This is a genomic window from Flavobacterium frigoritolerans (assembly GCF_025847275.1).
Taxonomy (GTDB): Bacteria; Bacteroidota; Bacteroidia; order Flavobacteriales; family Flavobacteriaceae; genus Flavobacterium; species Flavobacterium frigoritolerans.
Genome location: NZ_JAOZEV010000001.1, coordinates 555,090 through 576,709, shown reverse-complemented (window position 1 = coordinate 576,709; position 21,620 = coordinate 555,090). Strand labels below are relative to the sequence as shown.

The window sequence follows — 21,620 nt, the reverse complement described above, 5'->3', positions numbered from 1 at the left end:
AACATCTAACATCTAACATCTAACATCTAACATCTAACATCTAACATCTAACATCTAACATCTAATATCTAACATCTAACATCTAAGATTCTTCACTATTTACATTTTCCGATTAATTCTGTGATAAATAGTAAAACGTATGATGTCCCGGTCATAGAAATCGACTCCGCTGGCTCTTCTTTGAAAGCTTTTTAAATACCCCAGTTCTAAGCCAATATTTGGGGTAGGATGGTAGCGCAGTGCAGCGTAAATCCGATTTTGATCAAAGGTATTTTTCTTGTTGTCTTTTCCCAAATTAAATAATACTTCATCAGAAATTGTTCCTTTAAGGCTTTGTTTTTCTTTTTCCCAGATCGTAAAAGTAGATTGCAAGCGATATCTAAATCGAAAAGAAAAAGAGAAATCATCTAGTAATTCGGTTTTATTTGCTTTTTGAATAAAGCGCTCTTCTAGCTGAAAGCGATTGTGAAAAGTGATTTTTGCAATGTCATTTATAATCGTAATGTCTTGTTGAGCTCTATATTCTGGAACTGAAAAATCGAGATTAATATTTGGGGCTTGGGTATTGACATGAAAATAAGCAAATCCCCCGCCTAAATCTATGCTTTTATTGGCTTTATATCTTCCCTGAGTCCTTAAAACCCATAGGTTTTCATGAATGGGATTAATAAAACTTCGGTTATCAAATTCAGAGTGAAGTGACCACTTTTTTGTTAATGGTATTATATTGTAATATCTAACCCAAGCTAGGGTTTGTTGGTCGATATTTTTTTTGGTTTGTCCTGTCAATAATTGACTTGTAAGTACAAGAATAAAAAGTAATCTACAGGATCTCATTCAGTTGTTATAAATTCAGGCTGCGAATATATACAATTGATGTCGATTATAAATCGGCTTTTAGTTCGATTTTGTGATTTGAATAATAAAAAAACTGGAGCAAGTTATTTTAAAACTTACTCCAGTTAATGGATTTTTAATTTTTAGATGGTACTATAAAGAATATTTTAAAGTAACTCCGTACGTTCTTTGATCGCCTAATACTCCTGCATATTGTCCTGTGTTTCCACCTGCAGGCAATAATTGCTCATAGTAATCCTTGTTTAAAATGTTACGTCCCCAGAACTGAACAGATAAACCTTCGGATGCACGGAAGCCAAAACGAGCGTTAAAAATTGCATAACCCGGAACAATTAAGTATTTAGAAGCAGAAGGGCTTGATGAGAATTCAGAACGAGCGTAAGAATCGATTGCTAAGAAAACTTTACCAACATTTCCGAAAAATTTTGCTTTATCAGAAAGTTCACCTCCTAATGATCCTGCCCATTTAGAAGCGCCTGGTAAAGCAGTTCCCGAAACATCTTTGAATGCTACTGGGGCTCCAGTTTCTTCTAACGGAAGCGGTGCATTTGTGAATTTAACATATTTACCATCAGTATAAGTGGCAGCCCCATTTATGGTTAAATGACTGCTAATTATGAAACTAGCATCTAGTTCAGCACCTCTTACACGTACTTTATCTGCGTTAGCAAGATACCCGCGGTTAACACCTAATTCGGCAGCTTGAACATTGGTTTGAAAGTCTTTAATATCAGTATTAAAGAATGCTAAGTTGAATATTGAATTTTTGAAAGGAGATGTTTTAATTCCTATTTCATAATGATTTACTTTTTCAGGTTTAATTACAGCAAGATCAAGCAATGGCAGTCCTTTTGAATCAGTTGGAAGTCCAGCTACGTTTACGCCTACTGGTTTATAACTTTTTGCATAAGTAGCATATCCATTGATTTTATCCGAAGCTTTATAAGTCACAGTTAAGTTTCCAGAAAAGTCTGTATTATCAGTATCAGATGTAAATGCCTGATCGCTATAAACAGATTTTTTTAAAGCAAGCAATGCTGGATCAGTAGTTTGTAGTCCTCCGTAAGTCGTACGAGAGTAATCAGCTTCTTTTTTGTCAAAGTTATAACGTACACCCGGTAGTACATGCAAACGATCCGTAATTGCCCAATCTAATTGCCCGAATACAGCAGCACTAGATGATCTAATTCTGGCATCGGTTTTTATACCATATCCTTCAAAAAGACCTGGAGTTTTCCATAATGGGCTAGTAGAACTTTGAGAAAATCTCCATTGAGCATTACCAGATTCTTCAGTACCATTAGTTTTTGATGTTTGATCAATAAAAAATACTCCTACAACACCGCTTATTTTAGATGTAAGCTGCCCTGCATAACGAACTTCTTGTGTTATTTGTGTTTGTCTGGTAGGATTTTGAGATTTTGCAAGTACTTGTAATCCTGTAAAATCTCTATCATTTGATGGATCCCAATTCCAAAAACGCCATGCTGTGGTTGAGGTAAGAGTACCATTTCCAATCTTTGAATCTACATTAAGAGATATACCTCCTAAATCTTGACCAGAACGCCATGGGGTATCTTGGTCAATTTTACGATCAAATGCATTTAAAGTTGGAAGTTTGTAATTTAAATCGGCAATAATAGCATTAAATTGGCGGTAAGCAGCTCTTTGTGTTGGAGCAACTCCAGCTACTACTTGTGCATACCCATCTGGACGCTGAGTCGTAATATCTGCAGCAAGGATAATATTAGTGTTTTCTGATGGAGTATAAAGTAATTGACCTCTAATTCCTTGATTGTTTAGTGTGTTTGTTGCTCTGCCAGTTACAATATTATCAATCAAGCCATCACGTTGCGTACCTGAGAATGACAAACGCCCTGCTATTTTACTGCTTAAAGCTCCTGTAACCGAAGCTTTGGCTTGTAAGAATGCATAATTTCCGTAACTAACTTCAAAATCGGCACCCGAAGTAAAACTTGGTTTGCGAGTAGTAATGTTGAATGCTCCCGAGGTTGTGTTTTTACCAAACAAAGATCCTTGTGGTCCACGTAATACCTCGATTTGTTCTACATCGATAAAATCAAGAGTTGTTGCAGCTGGACGTGCATAATATACACCATCAACATAAAAACCTACACCAGGATCGATTCCGTCATTGGTAAGCCCAAAAGGAGAGCCGAGGCTTCGAATATTAATACCTGTATTTCTGGGATTCGATGAATATAGTTGTACTGATGGAACTAGCTCTTTGATACGATTAACGTTGAAAGCGCCAGTTTGTTCTGCTTGCTTACCTGTTATAACTGATATTGCTATAGGAACATCTTGTGCTCTTTCTATTCGGCGTCTTGAAGAAACTACCACTTCTATAAGCGCATTTTCTTCGTTTAGTGTTACTAGTAGAGGAGTGGTTATTGGTAATTGAGTAATTTCTATTTCTGCAGTTTTGTATCCTACATACTGAACTAAAAGGGTTAATGGAAGTTTGCCTTTAGATTCAATGGTGAATTTTCCATTTTGATCTGTAATTGTGTTAGAAGTTGTTCCTTTTATGACAATGTTAGCGGCTTCTAATGGAATGTTTTCACTGTTTGTAACAACGCCTTCAATATTTTGTGCAAATGAGATTGAGAAGGTTAAAACTAGTAGTACTGTAAATGTATTTTTTATAGAATTTTTCATTTTTATATTAAGTATATGTAATTAGTAGAATTTAAATTAAATTTTTTTACTAACACATACACATAATAAGGCTGTTATTGTTTTTTACAATACGTTTTGGGTTGCTACTCTGCAACCGACTTGTTTTTGTAACAAGGATTTTTTTACGTAATTTCATAGGGTTGGTTTTAATTAGTGTGTGTTTATTTTTGGCAAATATATATAAATTCTACATAATTACTAGAATTTAAAATATATTTTTTTATTTTTGCACTAATGAGGCTATGGTAATCCCTTGCATTGCTTGTAAAGTTTTATCTCGAATAAGCATTAAGCCGTGTCTTAAATGACATTCTGACTCCGTTTTACAATCAGAGCAAGGCTCGTAAAAGTTTAAAGATGCACAAGGTAAAAGTGCAATTGCACCATCAAAAAGACGATGAATTTCGGCTAGGGTAATATCGTTTTTAGATTTAATAAGATAATAACCGCCGTATTTTCCTTGCTTGCTGCTCACAAAATGGCCTCTTTTTAGATCGAGTAAAATTTGCTCTAAAAACTTTTTAGGAATATTAGCCCCCTCAGCAATTTCTATAGTTTTAGAAATGTGATTTTCGTCTTGCTCCGCTAAATAAAGTAATGCTTTAAGAGCATATTTGGCTTTATGTGATAACATTATTATAAATTATGAATTGCAAATATATTATAAGTTTTTAAACTGTGACTCGTAACTGTCACTGAAAACTAAAAATTACCAACTTCCGCTAGAACCTCCGCCAGAAAATCCGCCTCCGCCGAAGCCTCCGCCAAATCCACCGCCACCAGATGATCCACCGCCAAAGCCTCCAAAACCACCTCCGCCACTTCGGCCAAGATTACTTAAAATGATAACGTCAAGTAGGCTAGGGCCTCCACCGCCATTATTTCCTGAGTTTCCACCTCCGCCTTTATTTCTTGACATAAGAAATATGACAATAGCTATAATTATAATGAATATAAAAAATGGAAAGCTTTCTCCTTCAGCTGCTTGTTTTCGGGTTCCTTTGTATTTGCCTTTAAAGACATCAAAAAGAGCATCGGCTCCTTTATCGAGACCTTTGTAATAACTTCCTGCTTTAAATTCAGGAATAATAATGTTTCTGATGATTTCACCTCCAATACCAGCAGTTAACCTATCCTCAAGGCCATATCCAGGATTAATAGCAATTTTACGTTCTGATTTTGCAACCAAAATAATAACTCCATTGTCTTCTTTTGCTTGACCTAATCCCCAAGTATGCGCCCATTTGGTGGCAAGTTGGCTAACATCTTCCCCTTTAAGGCTTTCGATGGTAACAACAACAATTTGAGTAGTAGTAGAATCAGAATAACGAATGAGTTTTTCTTCTAACTGTGCTTTTTCTGCAGGGCTTAAAACATTTGCATAATCGTAAACAGAAGTCTGAAATTTTGGTTTTTCAGGAATTGTAAATTGAGCAAAACCTATTTGAGTAAAGAATAGACAAACGATTAATTTTAGGAAAATCGAGGTATTTAGTTTGGGTATAATCATTATCCTTTAGATATTTCGTTTGATAATTCGTTAGTATCATCAGCAGATCCTGGGAAGTATTTTTTTAATTGTTCGCCAGCTACCAAGATACCATCAATAAGTCCTTGTTTGAAGTTTTTTTGTTTGAATTGTGATGACATTGCTTCTTTGGTAGAATCCCAAAAATTAGGATGTACAACATCATTTATTCCTTTGTCTCCACAAATAATAAATTTTTTGTCATCTACGGCAACATAAATTAAAACACCGTTTTGAAGACTTGTTTCATCCATCTTTAATTCATGAAAAACTTCCAAAGCTCTGTCGTAATGAACTTTAGAAGTTGATTTCTCTATATGAACTCTAATTTCGCCAGAAGTGTTTTTTTCGGCCACGCGAATAGCTTCAACAATTGCTTCTTCCTCTTCTTTGGTTAAAAAATCTTCTACTTTCGACATTGAAATTATTTTTAAATGGATAGTAATGATTTTCAATTGTAGAGATTGCTTCTACAATTGAAAATCATTTATTAAAGTTATAAACTTCTTTTTTAGAATTTTACTTCAACAGGTTTATCTGCACCAGTAACAGCTTCAAAATATGGTTTTTCTTTGTAATCTAAGAACCATTTGTTTGGAATAGAAAGGATGTATCCATTATATTCTTGTACAGATTCATTGAAACGTGTTCTAGCAGTAAGAATTTGATTTTCTGTACTAGCCAATTCGTCTTGTAATTTTAAGAAATTTTCATTTGCTTTTAATGTTGGATACTGTTCAACAGATACTAACAATCTTGACAATGAAGATGAAACTCCACTTTGAGCCTGATTAAATTGAGCTAATTGTTCTGGAGTAACATTACTTGGGTCAATTGTAACAGAGGTAGCTTTTGCACGTGCTTCGATAACAGCAGTTAATGTTGATTTTTCAAAATCAGCAGCACCTTTTACAGTGTTTACTAAGTTTCCAATAAGGTCATTACGTCTTTGGTAAGCAGTTTGCACATTACCCCATTCTTTATTAACGGCTTGACTGTACTTTAAACCAGTATTTTTAATTCCGATAGACCAAAAAGCTATAATAGCTATTAATGCAATAATAATTCCTACAGGTATTAACCATTTTTTCATATTTTTCTAATTTTAAGTTTATTAATTTATTGTTACAATTCGTTTTTAATTTCTATCAATTCTTTTTTTATCGACTCTAATTTACGTATTATTTCGAATTTATCTAATGTTTTCTTTTGACCTTCTTTTAAGTGGATTTTAGCTCCTTCGAGTGTAAAGCCGCGTTCTTTGACCAAGTGAAAGATTAACTGCAGGTTTTTTACATCCTCAGGCGTAAACATTCTGTTGCCTTTAGCATTTTTTTTAGGTTTAAGAATATCAAATTCTCCATCCCAAAATCGTATCAAAGAAGCATTCACATTAAATGCTTTGGCAATTTCGCCAATACTATAATATCGTTTATCGGGTTGTAATTCTATATGCATTTTAATCTAATGATTGATTTTCTTGGTTTGCTAATTGTGAAATGGCAACATATTCTACTGCTGAAATATTTCCATAATAAAAATTAAGCGGGTTTACTACTTTACCATCTTTATGCACTTCATAATGACAATGAGGTCCTTCAGATCTTCCAGTGCTGCCTACATAACCTATAACGTCGCCACGTTTTACTCTTTGTCCAGGTCGGCAGTTGTATTTGCTTAAATGGGCATACAGAGTCTCGTAGCCAAAACCGTGCCTAATTACTACGTGATTCCCAAAACCAGATGCATTATTGTCGGCTCTATCTATGACACCATCTCCAGTGGCATAAACGGGAGTTCCTACTTTGGCTGTAAAGTCCATACCTTTATGCATTTTGCGTACTTTGGTAAAAGGATCTGTTCTGTATCCGAAACCAGAAACCATACGTTTTAAATTTTCATTCTGTACTGGCTGAATGGCAGGGATTGCCGATAATAAATCTTCTTTGGCACTCGCTAGTTTCAAAATTTCATCTAAGGATCTCGATTGTATTGCCAATTGTTTAGAAAGTACATCAATTCTTTTGGTTGTTTTGATTACTAATTGCGAATTATTGTAACCCTCCAAAGCTTTATATCTTTCGATTCTCGAAAAACCTGCCTTTCGTATTGAATCTGGAATTTCTTTTTTATTAAAATAAACTCTGTATAAATTATTGTCACGTTCTTCAAGACTCCCAACTACAGCATCAATCTGATCCATTTTTTTATTTAAAATCGAATAATTCAACTTTAAATTTTCAATTTCACGAGTTTGTAAGCGGTCTTTTGGAGTTTCAAAGTAAGGAGTGTTCAACAATATTACAAAAGCCAAAAAGCCAAATAATGTAGAAGCCATTAAAAACAAGACAACAAAGCCAAATTTAGTCCTTTTTTTAGTTTTTATTTTTCGGTAGGCCAAATTTTCCGAATCGTAATAATATTTTACTTTCGCCATATTTTAAAATACCCTATTTTTGCACATTGTAAAAATGTTAGTCGAACAAATTTAATAAATTGTTTCAGTTGTTCTGCCCTTTTTTCAATAATAAAATAATTAGTCAATTAGATAATTTATAAATTCGATAATTAAAAATTGAGTTATCTACCCTAATTGACACATTTTCAAATTGGCACATTTTCAAATTTAAATATGAAATCACAAGACGTACGCAAGCAATTTTTAGACTTTTTTCAGAGCAAAGGGCATTTAATTGTTCCATCTGCTCCAATTGTTCTTAAAGACGACCCAACCTTAATGTTCAATAATTCGGGAATGGCCCAGTTTAAAGAATATTTTTTAGGAAACGGAACGCCAAAAAGTCCTAGAATAGCCGACACGCAAAAATGTCTTCGTGTTTCAGGAAAACATAACGATCTTGAAGATGTAGGTTTTGATACATATCACCATACGATGTTTGAGATGCTTGGAAATTGGTCTTTTGGAGATTATTTCAAAAAAGAAGCAATTAATTGGGCATGGGAATTATTGACTGAAGTTTATAAAATCCCAAAGGAAAATCTTTATGTTTCTGTTTTTGAAGGAAGCAAAGAAGATAATGTTCCTTTTGATCAGGAAGCTTGGGATATTTGGAAGACTCTAATCGATGAAGATCGAATTATTCTTGGAAATAAAAAGGATAATTTTTGGGAAATGGGAGATCAGGGACCATGCGGACCATGTTCGGAGATTCATGTTGATTTACGTACAGAGGAGGAAAAAGCAGAAGTTTCGGGAAAGAGTTTAGTAAATAACGATCACCCGCAAGTGGTAGAAATCTGGAATAATGTATTCATGGAATTCAACCGTAAAGCCGATGGATCTCTTGAAAAGCTTCCAGCACAGCACGTTGATACCGGAATGGGATTTGAGCGTTTGTGTATGGCATTGCAAGGAAAAACGTCTAATTATGATACAGATGTTTTTACACCGCTTATCGAAAAAGTAGAACAAATTACAGGTTTTAAATACACTTCTGATGAAGTTAAAAATATAAGTGAAGAGCAAAACAAAACTAATATTGCGATTCGTGTAGTAGTAGATCACGTTCGTGCTGTTGCATTTGCAATTGCTGATGGACAATTACCATCAAACACTGGAGCAGGCTATGTAATACGTAGAATATTACGTCGCGCTATTCGTTATGGATTTACTTTTTTAGATACCAAAGAGCCTTTTATTTATAAGTTGGTAGATACACTAAGCATACAAATGGGTGTTTCGTTTCCAGAAATTAAATTGCAAAAAGAACTTTGTACAAATGTAATTCGTGAAGAAGAAAATTCTTTTTTACGTACACTGGATCAAGGATTGGTATTGCTAGATAATATTATTGTAAATAATACTGATAAAGTTATTTCGGGTAAAAAAGCATTCGAATTATATGATACCTATGGTTTTCCAATCGATTTAACGGCTTTAATTCTTTCTGAAAAGGGATTGAAATTAGACGAAGCAGGTTTTGAATCAGAATTGCAAAAACAAAAAGAGCGTTCTCGTGCTGCTTCAAAAGTAAAAGCAGGAGATTGGCAAATTTTGATTGATGATGAAGATGAAGAATTTATAGGCTATGACCGTACCGAAGCGATGGTGAAAATCACTCGTTACCGTAAAGTAGAGAGCGCTAAGGATGGAGAAATCTATCAAATCGTATTTAATATGACACCTTTTTATCCAGAAGGTGGAGGACAAGTAGGTGATAAAGGATATTTTGAGGCTAGTAATGGTGATGTGATTTATATTATCGATACTAAGAAAGAAAATAATGTAATCATACATTTTGCTAAAGAAATTCCAAATAATTTATCAGAGACTTTTAAAGCTTATGTAGATGTAAGTACAAGAAAAAGCTCTGCTTCAAATCACTCGGCGACACACTTAATGCATCAGGCATTGCGTACTATTTTAGGAACGCATGTAGAGCAAAAAGGTTCATTGGTAAGTCCAAAATATTTAAGATTTGACTTTTCTCATTTCTCAAAAGTAACCGACGAAGAATTGCAACAAGTCGAAGACTTTGTAAATGCAAGAATCCAAGAGCAATTGCCATTAATAGAGAGAAGAAATGTGCCATTTGAACAAGCTGTTCAAGAAGGTGCAATGGCTTTGTTTGGTGAGAAATATGGAGATCATGTACGTGCAATCAAATTTGGTGATAGTATGGAATTATGTGGTGGAATTCACGTAAATAATACTGCTGATATTTGGTATTTCAAGATTGTAAGCGAAGGAGCAGTTGCATCTGGAGTTCGTCGTATCGAAGCAATAACTTCAGGAGCTGTAAAAGAATATTTTGCAAACCAAGCTGAGAAATTAAAAGAAATAAATGCAGTTTTAAAAAATGCACAAGATCCAATAAAAGCAGTTGTTTCGTTGCAAGATGAAAATGCTAAATTGAAAAAACAGTTGGAATCTTTATTGAAAGATAAAGCTAAAAATATGAAAGGGGATCTGGCTAAGGAATTGCAGGAAATAAATGGTGTACAATTCTTGGCAAAACAAGTTGATCTATCTCCAGAAGGAGCTAAAGATTTGGTTTACGAGCTTGGAAATTTAGGAACTAATTTATTTTTACTTTTGGCTACAGCCGAAGAAGGAAAGCCAATGCTAACGTGTTATATTTCTAAAGAATTAGTTGCAGATAAAAAATTAAACGCAGGACAGGTTGTTCGTGAATTAGGAAAATATATCCAAGGTGGAGGAGGAGGACAGCCTTTCTTCGCAACTGCTGGAGGTAAAAATGTTGATGGAATTCCAGAAGCTCTAGCAAAAGCTATTGAGTACGTGAAGTAAGGTACTAAGGTTCTGAGAAGCTAAGTTTCTAGGATTTAATATTCTTAAAATATAATGTAAGCCCAAACATAATAATAGTTTTATTATTATGTTTGGGCTTTTTATTGTGTTTAAGTAACTTTTTGTTGGGTTATTTGTTAATTTTTGATTTATATTTACTGATTATTATTAATATATAACTTATTAAAAAAAAATGAAAAAAAACCTACTTTGCCTTTTTAGTGCTTTATTAGTGCTGGCATCTTGTTCGAGTGATGTGACTAGAGAAGATGATGATACAACTATAACTAATCCAACTGAGGGTCAGACATTCTTAAAAAAGACAATTGAAAAAGAGGATGGCTTAACATTAACTACCAATTATAAATATAATGGTAATAAATTGGTAAGCAGAATCGATAGTAAGGGAGAATCTATGATTTATACTTATACAGGAGATTTAATTACCAAATTGGAATTTAAACTAGCAGATGGTACCTTAGAACAAGTAAATTCGTATATGTACAGTTCAGATGGTAAGTTGACAACTTTTACACGAGTTGAGCCTCTTGAAGATTATGGATATAGAGAGTCATATACATATAATGCAAATGGTACAATTACAGTAAATTCATATGGAGGAAATGTAGGGGCACAAAATGATGTTGCGGGAAAAAGTACCATTACATTTCTTAATGGAGTAGTGATTGAAATTACTAGTACAAATTCACCAAATCACAAATACACCTATGATACTAAAAATAATCCTTTAAAGAATGTTTTAGGTATGGATAAAATTGCTTTTGTTGATGGTGAAGCTGATGGGAACTTGCATAATATTCTTACTGATCATACTGGTGATGCGGTTTGGGCTAGTTCTGTTTATACTTATAACACAAGTAATTACCCTGCAACAAGTATTGAAACTACTCAAGTAGGAAAAGTCTCTACGGAATATTTCTACCAGTAGTTATTTTAAAAAAAATATAATTTAAGATTTGTTCTTAGGATTATATAATAACAAAAGGCACATACAATTTTTAGAAACCCCTTTCATTTTAGTGAAAGGGGTTTCTGTTTTTAGAATAGAAAACTTAGCTACTTAGAACCTTAAGATCTTAGCAACTCATAGAAAAACTATTTTCGTTCACCAATTTGCTGACGCCACATAGCATAATATAACCCTTTTTCGAGTACTAAAGCGTCATGTTTGCCTTGCTCAATGATTTTACCCTGTTCCAATACAAATATTTTATCAGCATGCATTACAGTAGATAATCGATGTGCAATTAAAACTGTAATTCTGTTTTTGTCGGATATATTTCGGATTGTAGTATTGATTTCTTCTTCGGTGATAGAGTCTAATGCAGAAGTTGCTTCGTCAAAAATTAATAAATTAGGGTTTCTTAAAATGGCACGAGCAATAGACAAACGCTGTTTCTCCCCACCTGAAACCTTAATTCCACCTTCGCCAATTGTAGTGTTTAGACCATCTTCGGCACGATGCAATAGTTTCTCGCAACTAGCTCTTTTTAATGCATCATATAAATCTTCATCTGTAGCTGATGGTCTTACAAATAATAAATTTTCACGAATTGTTCCAGAGAATAATTGTGCATCCTGAGTTACAAATCCCAATTGTTTTCTTAGATCCAATAAATCAATTTCGGTTGAATCGATATCATTATAAAGGACTTTACCTTGAGCAGGTGTATATAATCCAACCAATAATTTTACTAAAGTAGTTTTTCCAGAGCCTGACGGACCTACAAAAGCTACGGTTTCACCTTGTTTAATATCAAAATTAATGTTCTCTACGGCTTTGAACTTAGCTGTTTTATGTTGAAAGCTTACATTCGAAAAAAGTAATGAGCGAATGGCTCCAACGTGTTTTGGGTTTTTTGGACGAAATTCTTTTGGAGCACTTAATAAGGTTTTAAAATTTTCCATAGAAACCTTGGTTTCATTAAGGGCAATTATAAAGTTTCCTAATTCTTGCAAAGGTCCAAAAATGAAAAAAGTAAAGAATACCATAGTTAGTAAATCACCCACAATTATTTTTTGTCCAAACAAGAAATAATACAGCGTAAAAACGACACAAGTTCTTAAAAAGTGAACGGTTGTACCTTGAATAAAACTTAAACTTCTGATGAAACGGATTTTTTGCAATTCCAGTTGCAGGATTTTAAAGGTGTTTAAATTCAAACGTTTTTCTTCCTGATACGTTAATCCAAGGCTTTTTACAAGTTCGATATTTCTTAAGCTTTCGGTAGTAGAACCAGCCAAAGCATTGGTTTGATTTACAATTTTTCGAGAAACAATTTTTATCTTTTTTCCTAAATACGAACTTACTAAGGCGATAATTGGAGCTGTAATTAAGAATATTATAGAGATGCGATAATCAATTCGGGCAACATAAATAATTACAAATATGAATCCGATAACAGTTTGAAAAATTAGAGAAATAGAAAGTGTTATCAATTTTTCAGAATCAGAGCGTACTTTGGTCAGTTTGCTTAATGTTTCACCACTACGCTGGTCTTCGAATTCAGCAAAAGGTAAATCGAGTGATTTTTTAATACCGTCAGTATACATTTGAGCGCCAGTTCGCTGAATAACAACATTGGTGAAATAATCCTGAAAGTTTTTAGTAATTCTTGAAATCATTGCTGCACCAAGTGAAAGACCAAGCCAAAATGCTACAGATTTAATAAAACCAATCTCGTTTCCTTTGTACTTGGCTAATCCAACACCACAATCTTGCATTAATTTACCGGTAATTACAGAATCGGATAAACTGAAGCAGATGTTTATAGTAGCCATAATCAAGGCTAGAAATAACAACATTTTATGTTTGATTATATAGGAATATAGTAATTTCATATATGGATATTAATTTAAAAGAGATGCAAAAGTAATGAATTGATTGGCTTTGTGCTGTTGGTTTTAGGTATTAAAATTGTGATTTTTAGTTTAATTACTGATTTGTTAGATGTTAAAATACGTCTTAATCCATGATAGAAAAAAGACCTTTAATAGTTTGTGTTAGGTTTTTTAAAAAGATACTTTTGCGCAAATTATAAACCTACAAATTTATTTATGAAAAATTTTTTATGTCTATTTAGTGCTTTGACTTTAGTTTTAGCGTCTTGTTCAAATGATGATAATAATAACTCCGAAGATGAGGTAAGTGCTATTGTGCCTAAAACATTAAACTATACAAGTATAGATTTTCCATCTGAAAACGAAACGTATGTGACCACTTATAAGGGTAACAAAATTGTGAGCAGCAAAGACAGTGGAGGAAGAACCGATTATATATATGAGGGTAATTTAATCGTGAAAGAAGTAAATTATGACACAGAAAGTGAGTCAGGTAAAGATGTAAAAAGCGATGAAATTATTTATGTTTATGCGAATGGTAAATTAGCTTCTTCTTATTATAATGAAGGTTTCTCGGCTAGTTTCCCTGATGGACAATACAAAAGAAGAAAAGTATTTACTCACAATATTGATGGTACTGTTAAAGTAGAAAAATATAATACAAATTCTACATCAGGAATAGAAGTAAAAAGCAATTATATTGAAGTGCTTACTTTTGCCAATGGTAACTTGGTTAAAAGTGTAGAATCAAATAGCGAATCTAATGACACTTTTACAGCTACATATGAATACGATGCCAAAAATAATCCTTTAAAAAATATTTTAGGTTTCAGTTTATTAATAGAGCATAGTGAAGGAGAAGGAGCTAATAGTTCAGTTAATAATGTTGTAAAGTATACAGTTTCATACTCTGTTAATGCTGAGTCAAATGTTTACAAAAGAGAATTGGTTTATGATGGGAACGGATTTCCAACAAAAATTACTAATTACAAAAAAGATGGTGTAACAGTGAATTTAATAAATGAATACACATATTAATTAGAATTTTTATAATTATTTAAAAAGCCAAATACTTCTGTATTTGGCTTTTTTGTTTGTAGAAAATGATTGAAATTTGTTTAAAACTTCAAAATATGCAATTCAGAACTCCCGTATCTATTTCGCAAAGCCAGAAGTATCTTATTATTGAAAAGGATTAGGCAATTAGCTTTGGTTTCTTTTAATTTGCCAAAAAATAAATTTATACATGAAAAAATTACTCTATTTATTTACTGCTTCGTTATTTGCTTTAAGTTCGTGTTCATCTGATGAAAATGATAATTCTGTAGATGTTGCAAATGGGATTTTGCCTAAAATATTAAAATACACGGATATAGAAGATCCTTTAGAAAATGCAATATATCTGTCTACTTATGATGGAAATAAAATTTTGAGTACCAAACAAAATAAAGGAAGAACAGATTATACTTATGATGGTAATTTTATTGTAAAAAAAATTAATTATGGTACCGTGGGCATATTTGGTAAAGAAGTAATAAGCGATGTAACAGTTTATTCTTATTTAAACGGTAAATTAGTTGAAACATCTTATGCTGAGGGATACTCGACTGATTTTCCGGATGGAAAATATAAAAGGAGAACAGTATTTACTTACAATGCTGATGGTACAGTTAAAAGAGAGATTTATACGAAAAATTATGGAATTGAAATAGAATATAAAAGTAATTATATTGAAGTTCTTACTTTTGCAAATGGTAACTTGGTTAAAACTGTAGAAACAAATAGCGAAATAAATAGTGTTTTTACATCTACATACGAATATGATAATAAAAACAATCCTTTAAAAAATATTTTAGGTTTTAGTTTATTAATAAATCATAGTGAAGGAGAAGGGGCTATGAGCTCTGTTAATAACATTGTAAGTTATACAGCTTCCTATAATAATAATGTCGTACCAAATGTTTACAAAAGAGAATATGTTTATGATGCGAATGGATACCCAATCAAGATTACATTATACAAAAATGATGGTACAACTAATAATAGAACAAATGAATACACATATTAATTAGAATTTTTATAATTATTTAAAAAGCCAAATACTTCTGTATTTGGCTTTTTTGTTTGTAGAAAATGATTGAAATTTGTTTAAAACTTCAAAATATGCAATTCAGAACTCCCGTACCTATTTCGCAAAGTAATAATCCTATCGATTATAATTCCAAAGTATTGTCTTTAGGTTCTTGTTTTGCAGTTAATATGGCAGAGAAACTAGATTATTTTAAGTTCAATAATAGTTGCAATCCATTAGGGATTTTATTTCATCCTCTGGCAATTGAGAAATTGATAGACTTTGCAGTTTTGCAAAAAAAAATCACAGAAAGTGATGTGTTTTTTCATAATGAACGCTGGCATTCGTTTGATGTACATTCCGATTTAAGTAATGCGAATAAAGAAGATTTGATTCATAATCTCAATCAGATTATTAAAAAGGCATATCAAGAATTAACCGAAGCTACTCATGTTATTATAACTTATGGAACTTCATGGGTATATCGTACCAATGATAATAAAGCTGTAGTTGCGAATTGTCATAAAGTACCACAAAAGCAATTTAGTAAAGAGCTTTTGTCAGTTGAGATAATCAAAGAAAGTATTAAGAATACAATAGATTTAATTGCTTCAGTAAATCCAGAAGCAAAAATCATTTTTACCGTTTCGCCAGTTCGTCATATAAAAGATGGTTTTGTAGAAAATCAATGGAGTAAGTCCAATTTGATTTCTTCTTTGCACAATACTCTGAACACTGAATACGGTAAACTGCAAACTGGATATTTCCCTTCCTATGAAATCATGATGGATGAACTTCGTGATTATCGATTTTATGCTGAAGATATGTTGCATCCTAATCAAATTGCTATCGATTATATTTGGGAAAGATTTAGTGAAAACTACATTTCTAAAGAAGGAATTCTTATAATGAAAGATATATCCGAAATACAAAAAGGACTTTCTCATCGAAGTTTTAATCCAGATTCCGAACAGCATCGTACATTTTTATCAAAATTAGGTAATAAAATAAAAAGGATAGAAGAAAAATGGCCTCATATTAAGTTTTAAACGCGTTCTTTGTTTGAATATTAAGAAGGAATATACTTATAATAGCATTTAATTCTAGAATAAGTTTAAATAATTGTGTAAAGTATTGAAGTATATTTTTTACAATTTTGTAAATTGTATATAGTTAGCTAAATTAGTAACTACATATTGATAATATAAACCAGTTTTACTAGCCTTATTTTCTTTATATGAATAAGAAACGAATTTTTTTTCTGAAAAAAATACTTCGAGTGCTACTTTGGTGCGTCATTACAATAGTGGCACTATTGTTATTGATTATAATTTTAATTCAAGTTCCGGCAGTACAAAATTTTGCCAAAGATAAAGCAATCACTTTTTTGCAAAAAAAGATAAAAACTAAAGTTTCTTTAGATAGGATATCGATTGATTTTCCTAAAGATATTGTATTAGAAGGATTTTATTTTGAAGATCAAAAGAAAGATACTCTGCTTAGTGGTAAACGATTAGAAGTTGATATTGATTTGTTTAAACTTATAGATAGTGAAGTAGAAATAAACTCGATTTCTCTTGAAAACACGACTGCTAATATCTCCAGAAACAAAGATGGAGTTTTTAATTTCGATTATATAATTGCAGCATTCGCTTCTAAAGAATCGGAACCTGTAGATCCTAACAGTAAACCCTTTAAAATATCGGTTGTAAAAATCAATTTGAATAAAATCAATTTTAATTTTAAAGATGATTTGTCCAAAAATGATGTTCGGGTTAAATTGGCTAATTTTCAAACAGAATTTAAAAAATTCGATTTAGACAAAATGGATTTTGATATTCCAAATATTGATTTAAACGGATTAAAATTAGTTTTAAATCAGGATTTGGTTGAGAAAATAGCTGAAGTTTCAGTAAATACAGTAGATACAATTTCTAAAAGGTCAGATTTTAATTTGAAATTAAATAAAATAAAACTGTCCAAAATTGATATTTCATATGATAATAAAGATTCTAAACTTGCTTCAGGGGTAACATTAGATAAATTACAGCTACTAGTCAATACGTTAGATTTAAATAATCAAATGCTTGATTTTGATTCTTTTGAGTTGAAAAATCTAAAAGGAAATTTACGATTAGGGATAAAAGAAAAACAACTTAAAACTCCAGATTTAGATTCTACAGCAATTCCTCAAGCAGGATGGAAATTGAAATTGAAATCTGCCGATATACAAAATGTTGCTTTTAAATATGATGACATGCAATCGAAACCCGCTAAGAGTGGGATTGATTACGGACATCTAGATTTGGATAATTTTAATTTAAAAGCCGGAAAGCTATATTATGCAAATGATACGATTTCGGGAAGTATAAAATCGTTTGCAGTAAATGAAAAAAGCGGACTTAAAATTCAGGAATTCAAATCAGATTTTTTCTATGGGCCTAAAAATGCATATTTGAATAATCTGTATTTAAAAACACCACAGACTTTATTACAAAAGAATATTAAAGTTGCCTATCCATCAATTGCTGCGGTTACTAAAAATATCGATAATCTTAGTTTAGACGCAAACTTAAGTCAGACAAAAATAGGCTTTAAAGATATATTACTTTTTGTTCCAGATTTACAGAACACCAATCCGTTTAAGAGCAATCCTAATGCCATTTTGTCTGTAAATGCACGAGTGAGTGGGAAAGTAAAAGATTTAGCAATTCCGCAGTTTGAAATGAGCGGAATTGGATCTACAAAAGTTTCCATTTCGGGAAAAATTACAGGAATGCCAGATGCACAGAAAGCATATTACGATTTAGATATAAAAAACTTTGTGAGTTCATCCAAAGATGTGATTTCGTTTGTGCCAACAGGAACAATACCCAAAAATATTCAGCTGCCTTCACAATTTAATTTAAAAGGAAAATTTAAAGGATCAGTTAATAATTTTAAAACCAATTTGGCATTAAATAGCAGCTTCGGAAATGCCAAAGTCGATGCTTTATTTGATCAACGAATTAAGAAATCGGAGAAATATGATGCTACAATCTCATTTACAGAATTTGATTTAGGCAAATTAATAAAAAATGATTCATTAGGAAAAATTACGCTTAAAGCAAAAGTAAAAGGGAAAGGACTGGATCCTCAAACAGCGCAAGCGCATTTGGACGGGATTGTACAAAAAGCAGTATTTAATAAATACACATACAAAGATTTAATTTTAAAAGGAGAGATTGCAAAAGGCGCCTTCGCAATTAAATCGGGAATAAAAGATCCAAATTTGAACTTCGGTTTAGTTGCTAACGGAAGATTTGATGATAAATATCCAGCAGTAAAATTAAAATTAAACCTAGATATTGCAGATCTTGAAAAGCTAAATCTTCATGCAGGACCGATGAAACTTCGAGGTAATATTGATGCAGATATAGCCAATAGTAATCCTGATTTTTTGAATGGAAAGGTTTTCTTGTCAAATATTCAGGTTCTAAAAGGCACACAACCGATTGTATTGGACTCAATCAAAATTTTGGCTTATGCAGATAAAGAAAAAAACAATATCAAGATACAGTCACAATTTCTTAAAGCCGAACTTGATGGGAAGTATAAGTTAACGACATTATCGGCAGCATTAAAAAAATCACTGTCAAAATATATGGATCTCCAGGTACCTAAAACAAAAGGCGATTCAGATGAACAACGAGTAACGTTTAGTTTGTCAGTAGATAGTGATCCATTGTTATTTCAGCTTGTTCCAAAACTTAAAGGCTTAGAGCCTATTAAAATTACTGGGAAATATAATAATGTAGCAGATTCATTGGAAGTAAAAGGAACTATTCCGAAAATTATTTATGATACAAACACAATTTCTGATGGTAAAATAAATATAGAAGCAAAAGATAAAGCATTAGAATATCAGGTTTCTGTAGCTCCTGTAGAGAGTGGAGAGTTTAAAATACCATTTGTTGGCTTGTCAGGTAAAATTGAGAACAATATCTTGGAGTATGCATTGCAAATAAAAGATAAAGAAGACAAAGAACAGTATTTTATTAAGGGAGAATTACTTCATGAAAATGCCAAAAGTACTATCAAATTTGATTCAGATAGTTTTGTATTAAATTACGATAAATGGAATTTGAATTCAGAAAACTGTATTGAATTTGGAGACAAAAGACTTTACATTAATAAGTTCTTTTTAGATAATTCGGGTAATGAATTAAAAATTCAATCTCAAAATGAAGGAAAGAATGCACCACTACAAATAGATTTTGTCAATTTTAAAATTGAGACCATTTTAAATATGGTCAAAAAAGACGAATTGTTGGCGCAAGGTTTGATAAATGGGACAGCTTTGGTTGAAAATGTAATGACAAAACCAACTTTTACTTCTGATTTAAAAATAGATGATTTTAGTTTTAAAGGAGAACCGGTTGGGGATATAGGTATAAAAGTAGATTACAAAACCAATAATTTATTAACAGCTAATATTACATTAAGTGAGCAAGGAAATGATGTAAATCTTAGAGGAAATTATAAAATTGATGATAGCACTTTTGATTTTGATGTAGCTATCAATCATTTAAATATTAAGAGTATTCAGGGTTTTAGTATGGGTAATCTTAAAGATGGTTCAGGTTACTTATCAGGAAATTTTAAAATTACAGGAAATGCCGATGCTCCAAAAGTAAATGGAGAATTGGACTTTAATGATACAGCTTTTAAGGTGACAAAATTGGATTCTAATTTTAAAATAGTCAATGAAAAAATAAAGTTAGAGAATGACGCAATTATTTTCGATAACTTCTCAGTTTATGATGAAAATAAGAATGAGTTATTTGTTAATGGAAAAATCAATTCTAATGATTTTAAAAATTATGATTTTGGATTAACTATAAAAGCGGATAATTTTAGAGCCATTAATTCTACAGAAGCTGATAATGATTTGTTTTATGGAGATTTATTTCTAGATGCCAATTTGAGTATAAAAGGAACACTAGATAATCCAGTTGTAGGCGGAAATATAAAAATTAATGAGGATACAAAATTTACTGTTGTTATGCCTCAATCAGATCCTTCTATTGCCGATAGAGAGGGAATTGTAGAGTTTGTAAATGAAGATAATTTATTACTGAAACAAACTGTAGCGATGGAAAGTAAACTTAATCAATCCAAATTGATCGGTATGGATGTAAGCGTTGCTATTTCTATAGATAAAAAGGCAGAACTTACTTTGGTAATCGATAAAGGAAATGGAGATTACTTGAGGTTGTTGGGAGAAGCAGATCTTATTGGTGGGATTGATCCTTCGGGGAAAACTACACTTACAGGAAAATATGAGTTTAGTGAAGGAGCTTATGAAATGAGTTTTAATATGATAAGACGAAAATTTGATATTCAAAAAGGAAGTTATATTATATGGAATGGAGAGCCTACAATGGCAAATTTAAATTTAACAGCAATATATAAAGTAAATACAGCACCAATAGATTTATTGGGAAATCAGTTGGGAACTTTGACTCCAGCACAAAAAAATACATACAAACAAAAAATTCCGTTTCAGACTTTATTAAAGATGAACGGAGAACTTATGAAGCCAGAAATCTCGTTTGATATTGTTCTGCCAGATGGTAATTATGATGTTTCATCAGATATAGTAACAACTTCTCAGGCAAAATTACAGCGTTTACGACAAGATCCGGCAGAATTAAATAAACAGGTTTTTGCACTTTTACTCTTGAATCGATTTGTAGGCGAAAACCCTTTTGCAAGTGAAAGTGGTGGTACAAGTGCCGAATCAATGGCGAGACAAAGTGTGAGTAAAATATTATCGGATCAATTAAATAATCTGGCAGGAGATTTAATAAGTGGTGTCCAATTAGAATTTGATCTTGAATCTACAGATGATTACACTTCGGGGACAAAACAAAATAAAACCGATTTAAATGTGGGGATTTCTAAGAAATTATTGGATGATAGATTAAAAGTAACCATCGGAAGTAGTTTTGGACTAGAAGGCCAAGATAATAATGAGCAGGATAGCAATATTGCAGGAGATGTTGCTATAGATTATCAACTTACAAAAGATGGGCGATATATGGTTAGAGCCTATCGTAAAAACCAATATCAAGTTGCGGTAGAAGGTCAGGTTGTTGAAACGGGAATTGCTTTTGTTATTACGATGAATTACAATAAGTTTAGAGAATTGTTTCATCGCAGTAAGGAAGATAAAGAACTGATTAGAAAAGAAAAATTACGTAAAGAAAGAGAAGACCAAAAAGAGAAAGAAGAGAAAAAGCAAGAAGAATTAGATAATGAACAAAAGCAAAAAACGTAGTAAT

The 21,620-nt window shown here is 32.0% G+C and carries 15 protein-coding genes; 6 read left to right on the top strand and 9 right to left on the bottom strand.

All coding sequences use genetic code 11. The features are described from left to right. Positions 1-99 precede the first annotated feature (99 nt). From OIU80_RS02460 to OIU80_RS02425, 8 genes are all read right to left on the bottom strand, one after another. Positions 100-837 carry a DUF2490 domain-containing protein gene (locus OIU80_RS02460; RefSeq protein WP_264285507.1) on the bottom strand — a complete coding sequence of 246 codons (738 nt, stop codon included), beginning with the start codon at positions 835-837 and terminating at the stop codon, positions 100-102. A 153-nt stretch (positions 838-990) separates the two neighbouring features. After that, a complete protein-coding gene (locus OIU80_RS02455; protein ID WP_264285506.1) occupies positions 991-3,540 on the bottom strand; it encodes a TonB-dependent receptor in 2,550 nt (849 codons plus the stop codon). 241 nt (positions 3,541-3,781) lie between these two features. Then, positions 3,782-4,195 (bottom strand): RrF2 family transcriptional regulator, encoded by a 414-nt coding sequence (locus OIU80_RS02450; RefSeq protein WP_264285505.1) that lies wholly within the window; start codon positions 4,193-4,195, stop codon positions 3,782-3,784. Positions 4,196-4,270: 75 nt separating this feature from the next. Next, the gene (locus OIU80_RS02445) at positions 4,271-5,071 is read right to left on the bottom strand and encodes a TPM domain-containing protein (RefSeq protein WP_264285504.1); all 801 of its coding nucleotides are present in this window, start codon (positions 5,069-5,071) and stop codon (positions 4,271-4,273) included. Then, on the bottom strand, positions 5,071-5,508 hold the full coding sequence (locus tag OIU80_RS02440; RefSeq protein ID WP_264285503.1) for a TPM domain-containing protein: 438 nt from the start codon (positions 5,506-5,508) through the stop codon (positions 5,071-5,073). Before OIU80_RS02440 ends, OIU80_RS02445 begins: the two co-directional genes overlap by 1 nt. A 92-nt stretch (positions 5,509-5,600) precedes the next feature. Next, positions 5,601-6,182: a LemA family protein gene (locus OIU80_RS02435; RefSeq protein ID WP_264285502.1), complete on the bottom strand. Its 582-nt coding sequence runs from the start codon at positions 6,180-6,182 to the stop codon at positions 5,601-5,603. Between the two features lie 32 nt (positions 6,183-6,214). Beyond that, a complete protein-coding gene (locus tag OIU80_RS02430; protein ID WP_129537403.1) occupies positions 6,215-6,547 on the bottom strand; it encodes a MerR family transcriptional regulator in 333 nt (110 codons plus the stop codon). Between the two features lies 1 nt (position 6,548). Beyond that, positions 6,549-7,526 (bottom strand): M23 family metallopeptidase, encoded by a 978-nt coding sequence (locus tag OIU80_RS02425; RefSeq protein ID WP_264285501.1) that lies wholly within the window; start codon positions 7,524-7,526, stop codon positions 6,549-6,551. 195 nt (positions 7,527-7,721) lie between these two features. Between OIU80_RS02425 and alaS the strand changes: the two genes are divergently transcribed. Next, entirely contained in the window at positions 7,722-10,361 is a 2,640-nt protein-coding gene (gene alaS / locus OIU80_RS02420) for an alanine--tRNA ligase (protein ID WP_264285500.1), read from the top strand. A gap of 193 nt (positions 10,362-10,554) precedes the next feature. Then, the gene (locus OIU80_RS02415; protein WP_264285499.1) at positions 10,555-11,310 is read left to right on the top strand and encodes a hypothetical protein; all 756 of its coding nucleotides are present in this window, start codon (positions 10,555-10,557) and stop codon (positions 11,308-11,310) included. A 167-nt stretch (positions 11,311-11,477) separates the two neighbouring features. Here OIU80_RS02415 and OIU80_RS02410 read toward each other — a convergent pair whose 3' ends face one another. After that, positions 11,478-13,223: an ABC transporter ATP-binding protein gene (locus OIU80_RS02410; protein WP_264285498.1), complete on the bottom strand. Its 1,746-nt coding sequence runs from the start codon at positions 13,221-13,223 to the stop codon at positions 11,478-11,480. Between the two features lie 216 nt (positions 13,224-13,439). Between OIU80_RS02410 and OIU80_RS02405 the strand changes: the two genes are divergently transcribed. From OIU80_RS02405 to OIU80_RS02390, 4 genes are all read left to right on the top strand, one after another. Then, positions 13,440-14,261 (top strand): hypothetical protein, encoded by an 822-nt coding sequence (locus OIU80_RS02405; RefSeq protein ID WP_264285497.1) that lies wholly within the window; start codon positions 13,440-13,442, stop codon positions 14,259-14,261. Positions 14,262-14,469: 208 nt separating this feature from the next. Beyond that, on the top strand, positions 14,470-15,291 hold the full coding sequence (locus OIU80_RS02400) for a hypothetical protein (RefSeq protein ID WP_264285496.1): 822 nt from the start codon (positions 14,470-14,472) through the stop codon (positions 15,289-15,291). Between the two features lie 95 nt (positions 15,292-15,386). Then, a complete protein-coding gene (locus OIU80_RS02395; RefSeq protein ID WP_264285495.1) occupies positions 15,387-16,343 on the top strand; it encodes a GSCFA domain-containing protein in 957 nt (318 codons plus the stop codon). 188 nt (positions 16,344-16,531) lie between these two features. Next, positions 16,532-21,616, top strand: coding sequence for a translocation/assembly module TamB domain-containing protein (locus OIU80_RS02390; RefSeq protein WP_264285494.1), 5,085 nt, complete (start codon positions 16,532-16,534; stop codon positions 21,614-21,616). The last annotated feature ends 4 nt before the right edge of the window (positions 21,617-21,620 follow it).

Bases quoted from the DNA above. Each gene is read 5' to 3' on its own strand.
- OIU80_RS02450 (WP_264285505.1), bottom strand. From the start codon at position 4,195: ATGTTATCACATAAAGCCAAATATGCTCTTAAAGCATTACTTTATTTA.
- OIU80_RS02425 (WP_264285501.1), bottom strand. From the start codon at position 7,526: ATGGCGAAAGTAAAATATTATTACGATTCGGAAAATTTGGCCTACCGA.
- OIU80_RS02445 (WP_264285504.1), bottom strand. From the start codon at position 5,071: ATGATTATACCCAAACTAAATACCTCGATTTTCCTAAAATTAATCGTT.
- OIU80_RS02390 (WP_264285494.1), top strand. From the start codon at position 16,532: ATGAATAAGAAACGAATTTTTTTTCTGAAAAAAATACTTCGAGTGCTA.
- OIU80_RS02395 (WP_264285495.1), top strand. From the start codon at position 15,387: ATGCAATTCAGAACTCCCGTACCTATTTCGCAAAGTAATAATCCTATC.
- OIU80_RS02460 (WP_264285507.1), bottom strand. From the start codon at position 837: ATGAGATCCTGTAGATTACTTTTTATTCTTGTACTTACAAGTCAATTA.
- OIU80_RS02400 (WP_264285496.1), top strand. From the start codon at position 14,470: ATGAAAAAATTACTCTATTTATTTACTGCTTCGTTATTTGCTTTAAGT.
- OIU80_RS02455 (WP_264285506.1), bottom strand. From the start codon at position 3,540: ATGAAAAATTCTATAAAAAATACATTTACAGTACTACTAGTTTTAACC.
- OIU80_RS02405 (WP_264285497.1), top strand. From the start codon at position 13,440: ATGAAAAATTTTTTATGTCTATTTAGTGCTTTGACTTTAGTTTTAGCG.
- OIU80_RS02415 (WP_264285499.1), top strand. From the start codon at position 10,555: ATGAAAAAAAACCTACTTTGCCTTTTTAGTGCTTTATTAGTGCTGGCA.
- OIU80_RS02410 (WP_264285498.1), bottom strand. From the start codon at position 13,223: ATGAAATTACTATATTCCTATATAATCAAACATAAAATGTTGTTATTT.
- OIU80_RS02430 (WP_129537403.1), bottom strand. From the start codon at position 6,547: ATGCATATAGAATTACAACCCGATAAACGATATTATAGTATTGGCGAA.
- alaS (WP_264285500.1), top strand. From the start codon at position 7,722: ATGAAATCACAAGACGTACGCAAGCAATTTTTAGACTTTTTTCAGAGC.
- OIU80_RS02440 (WP_264285503.1), bottom strand. From the start codon at position 5,508: ATGTCGAAAGTAGAAGATTTTTTAACCAAAGAAGAGGAAGAAGCAATT.
- OIU80_RS02435 (WP_264285502.1), bottom strand. From the start codon at position 6,182: ATGAAAAAATGGTTAATACCTGTAGGAATTATTATTGCATTAATAGCT.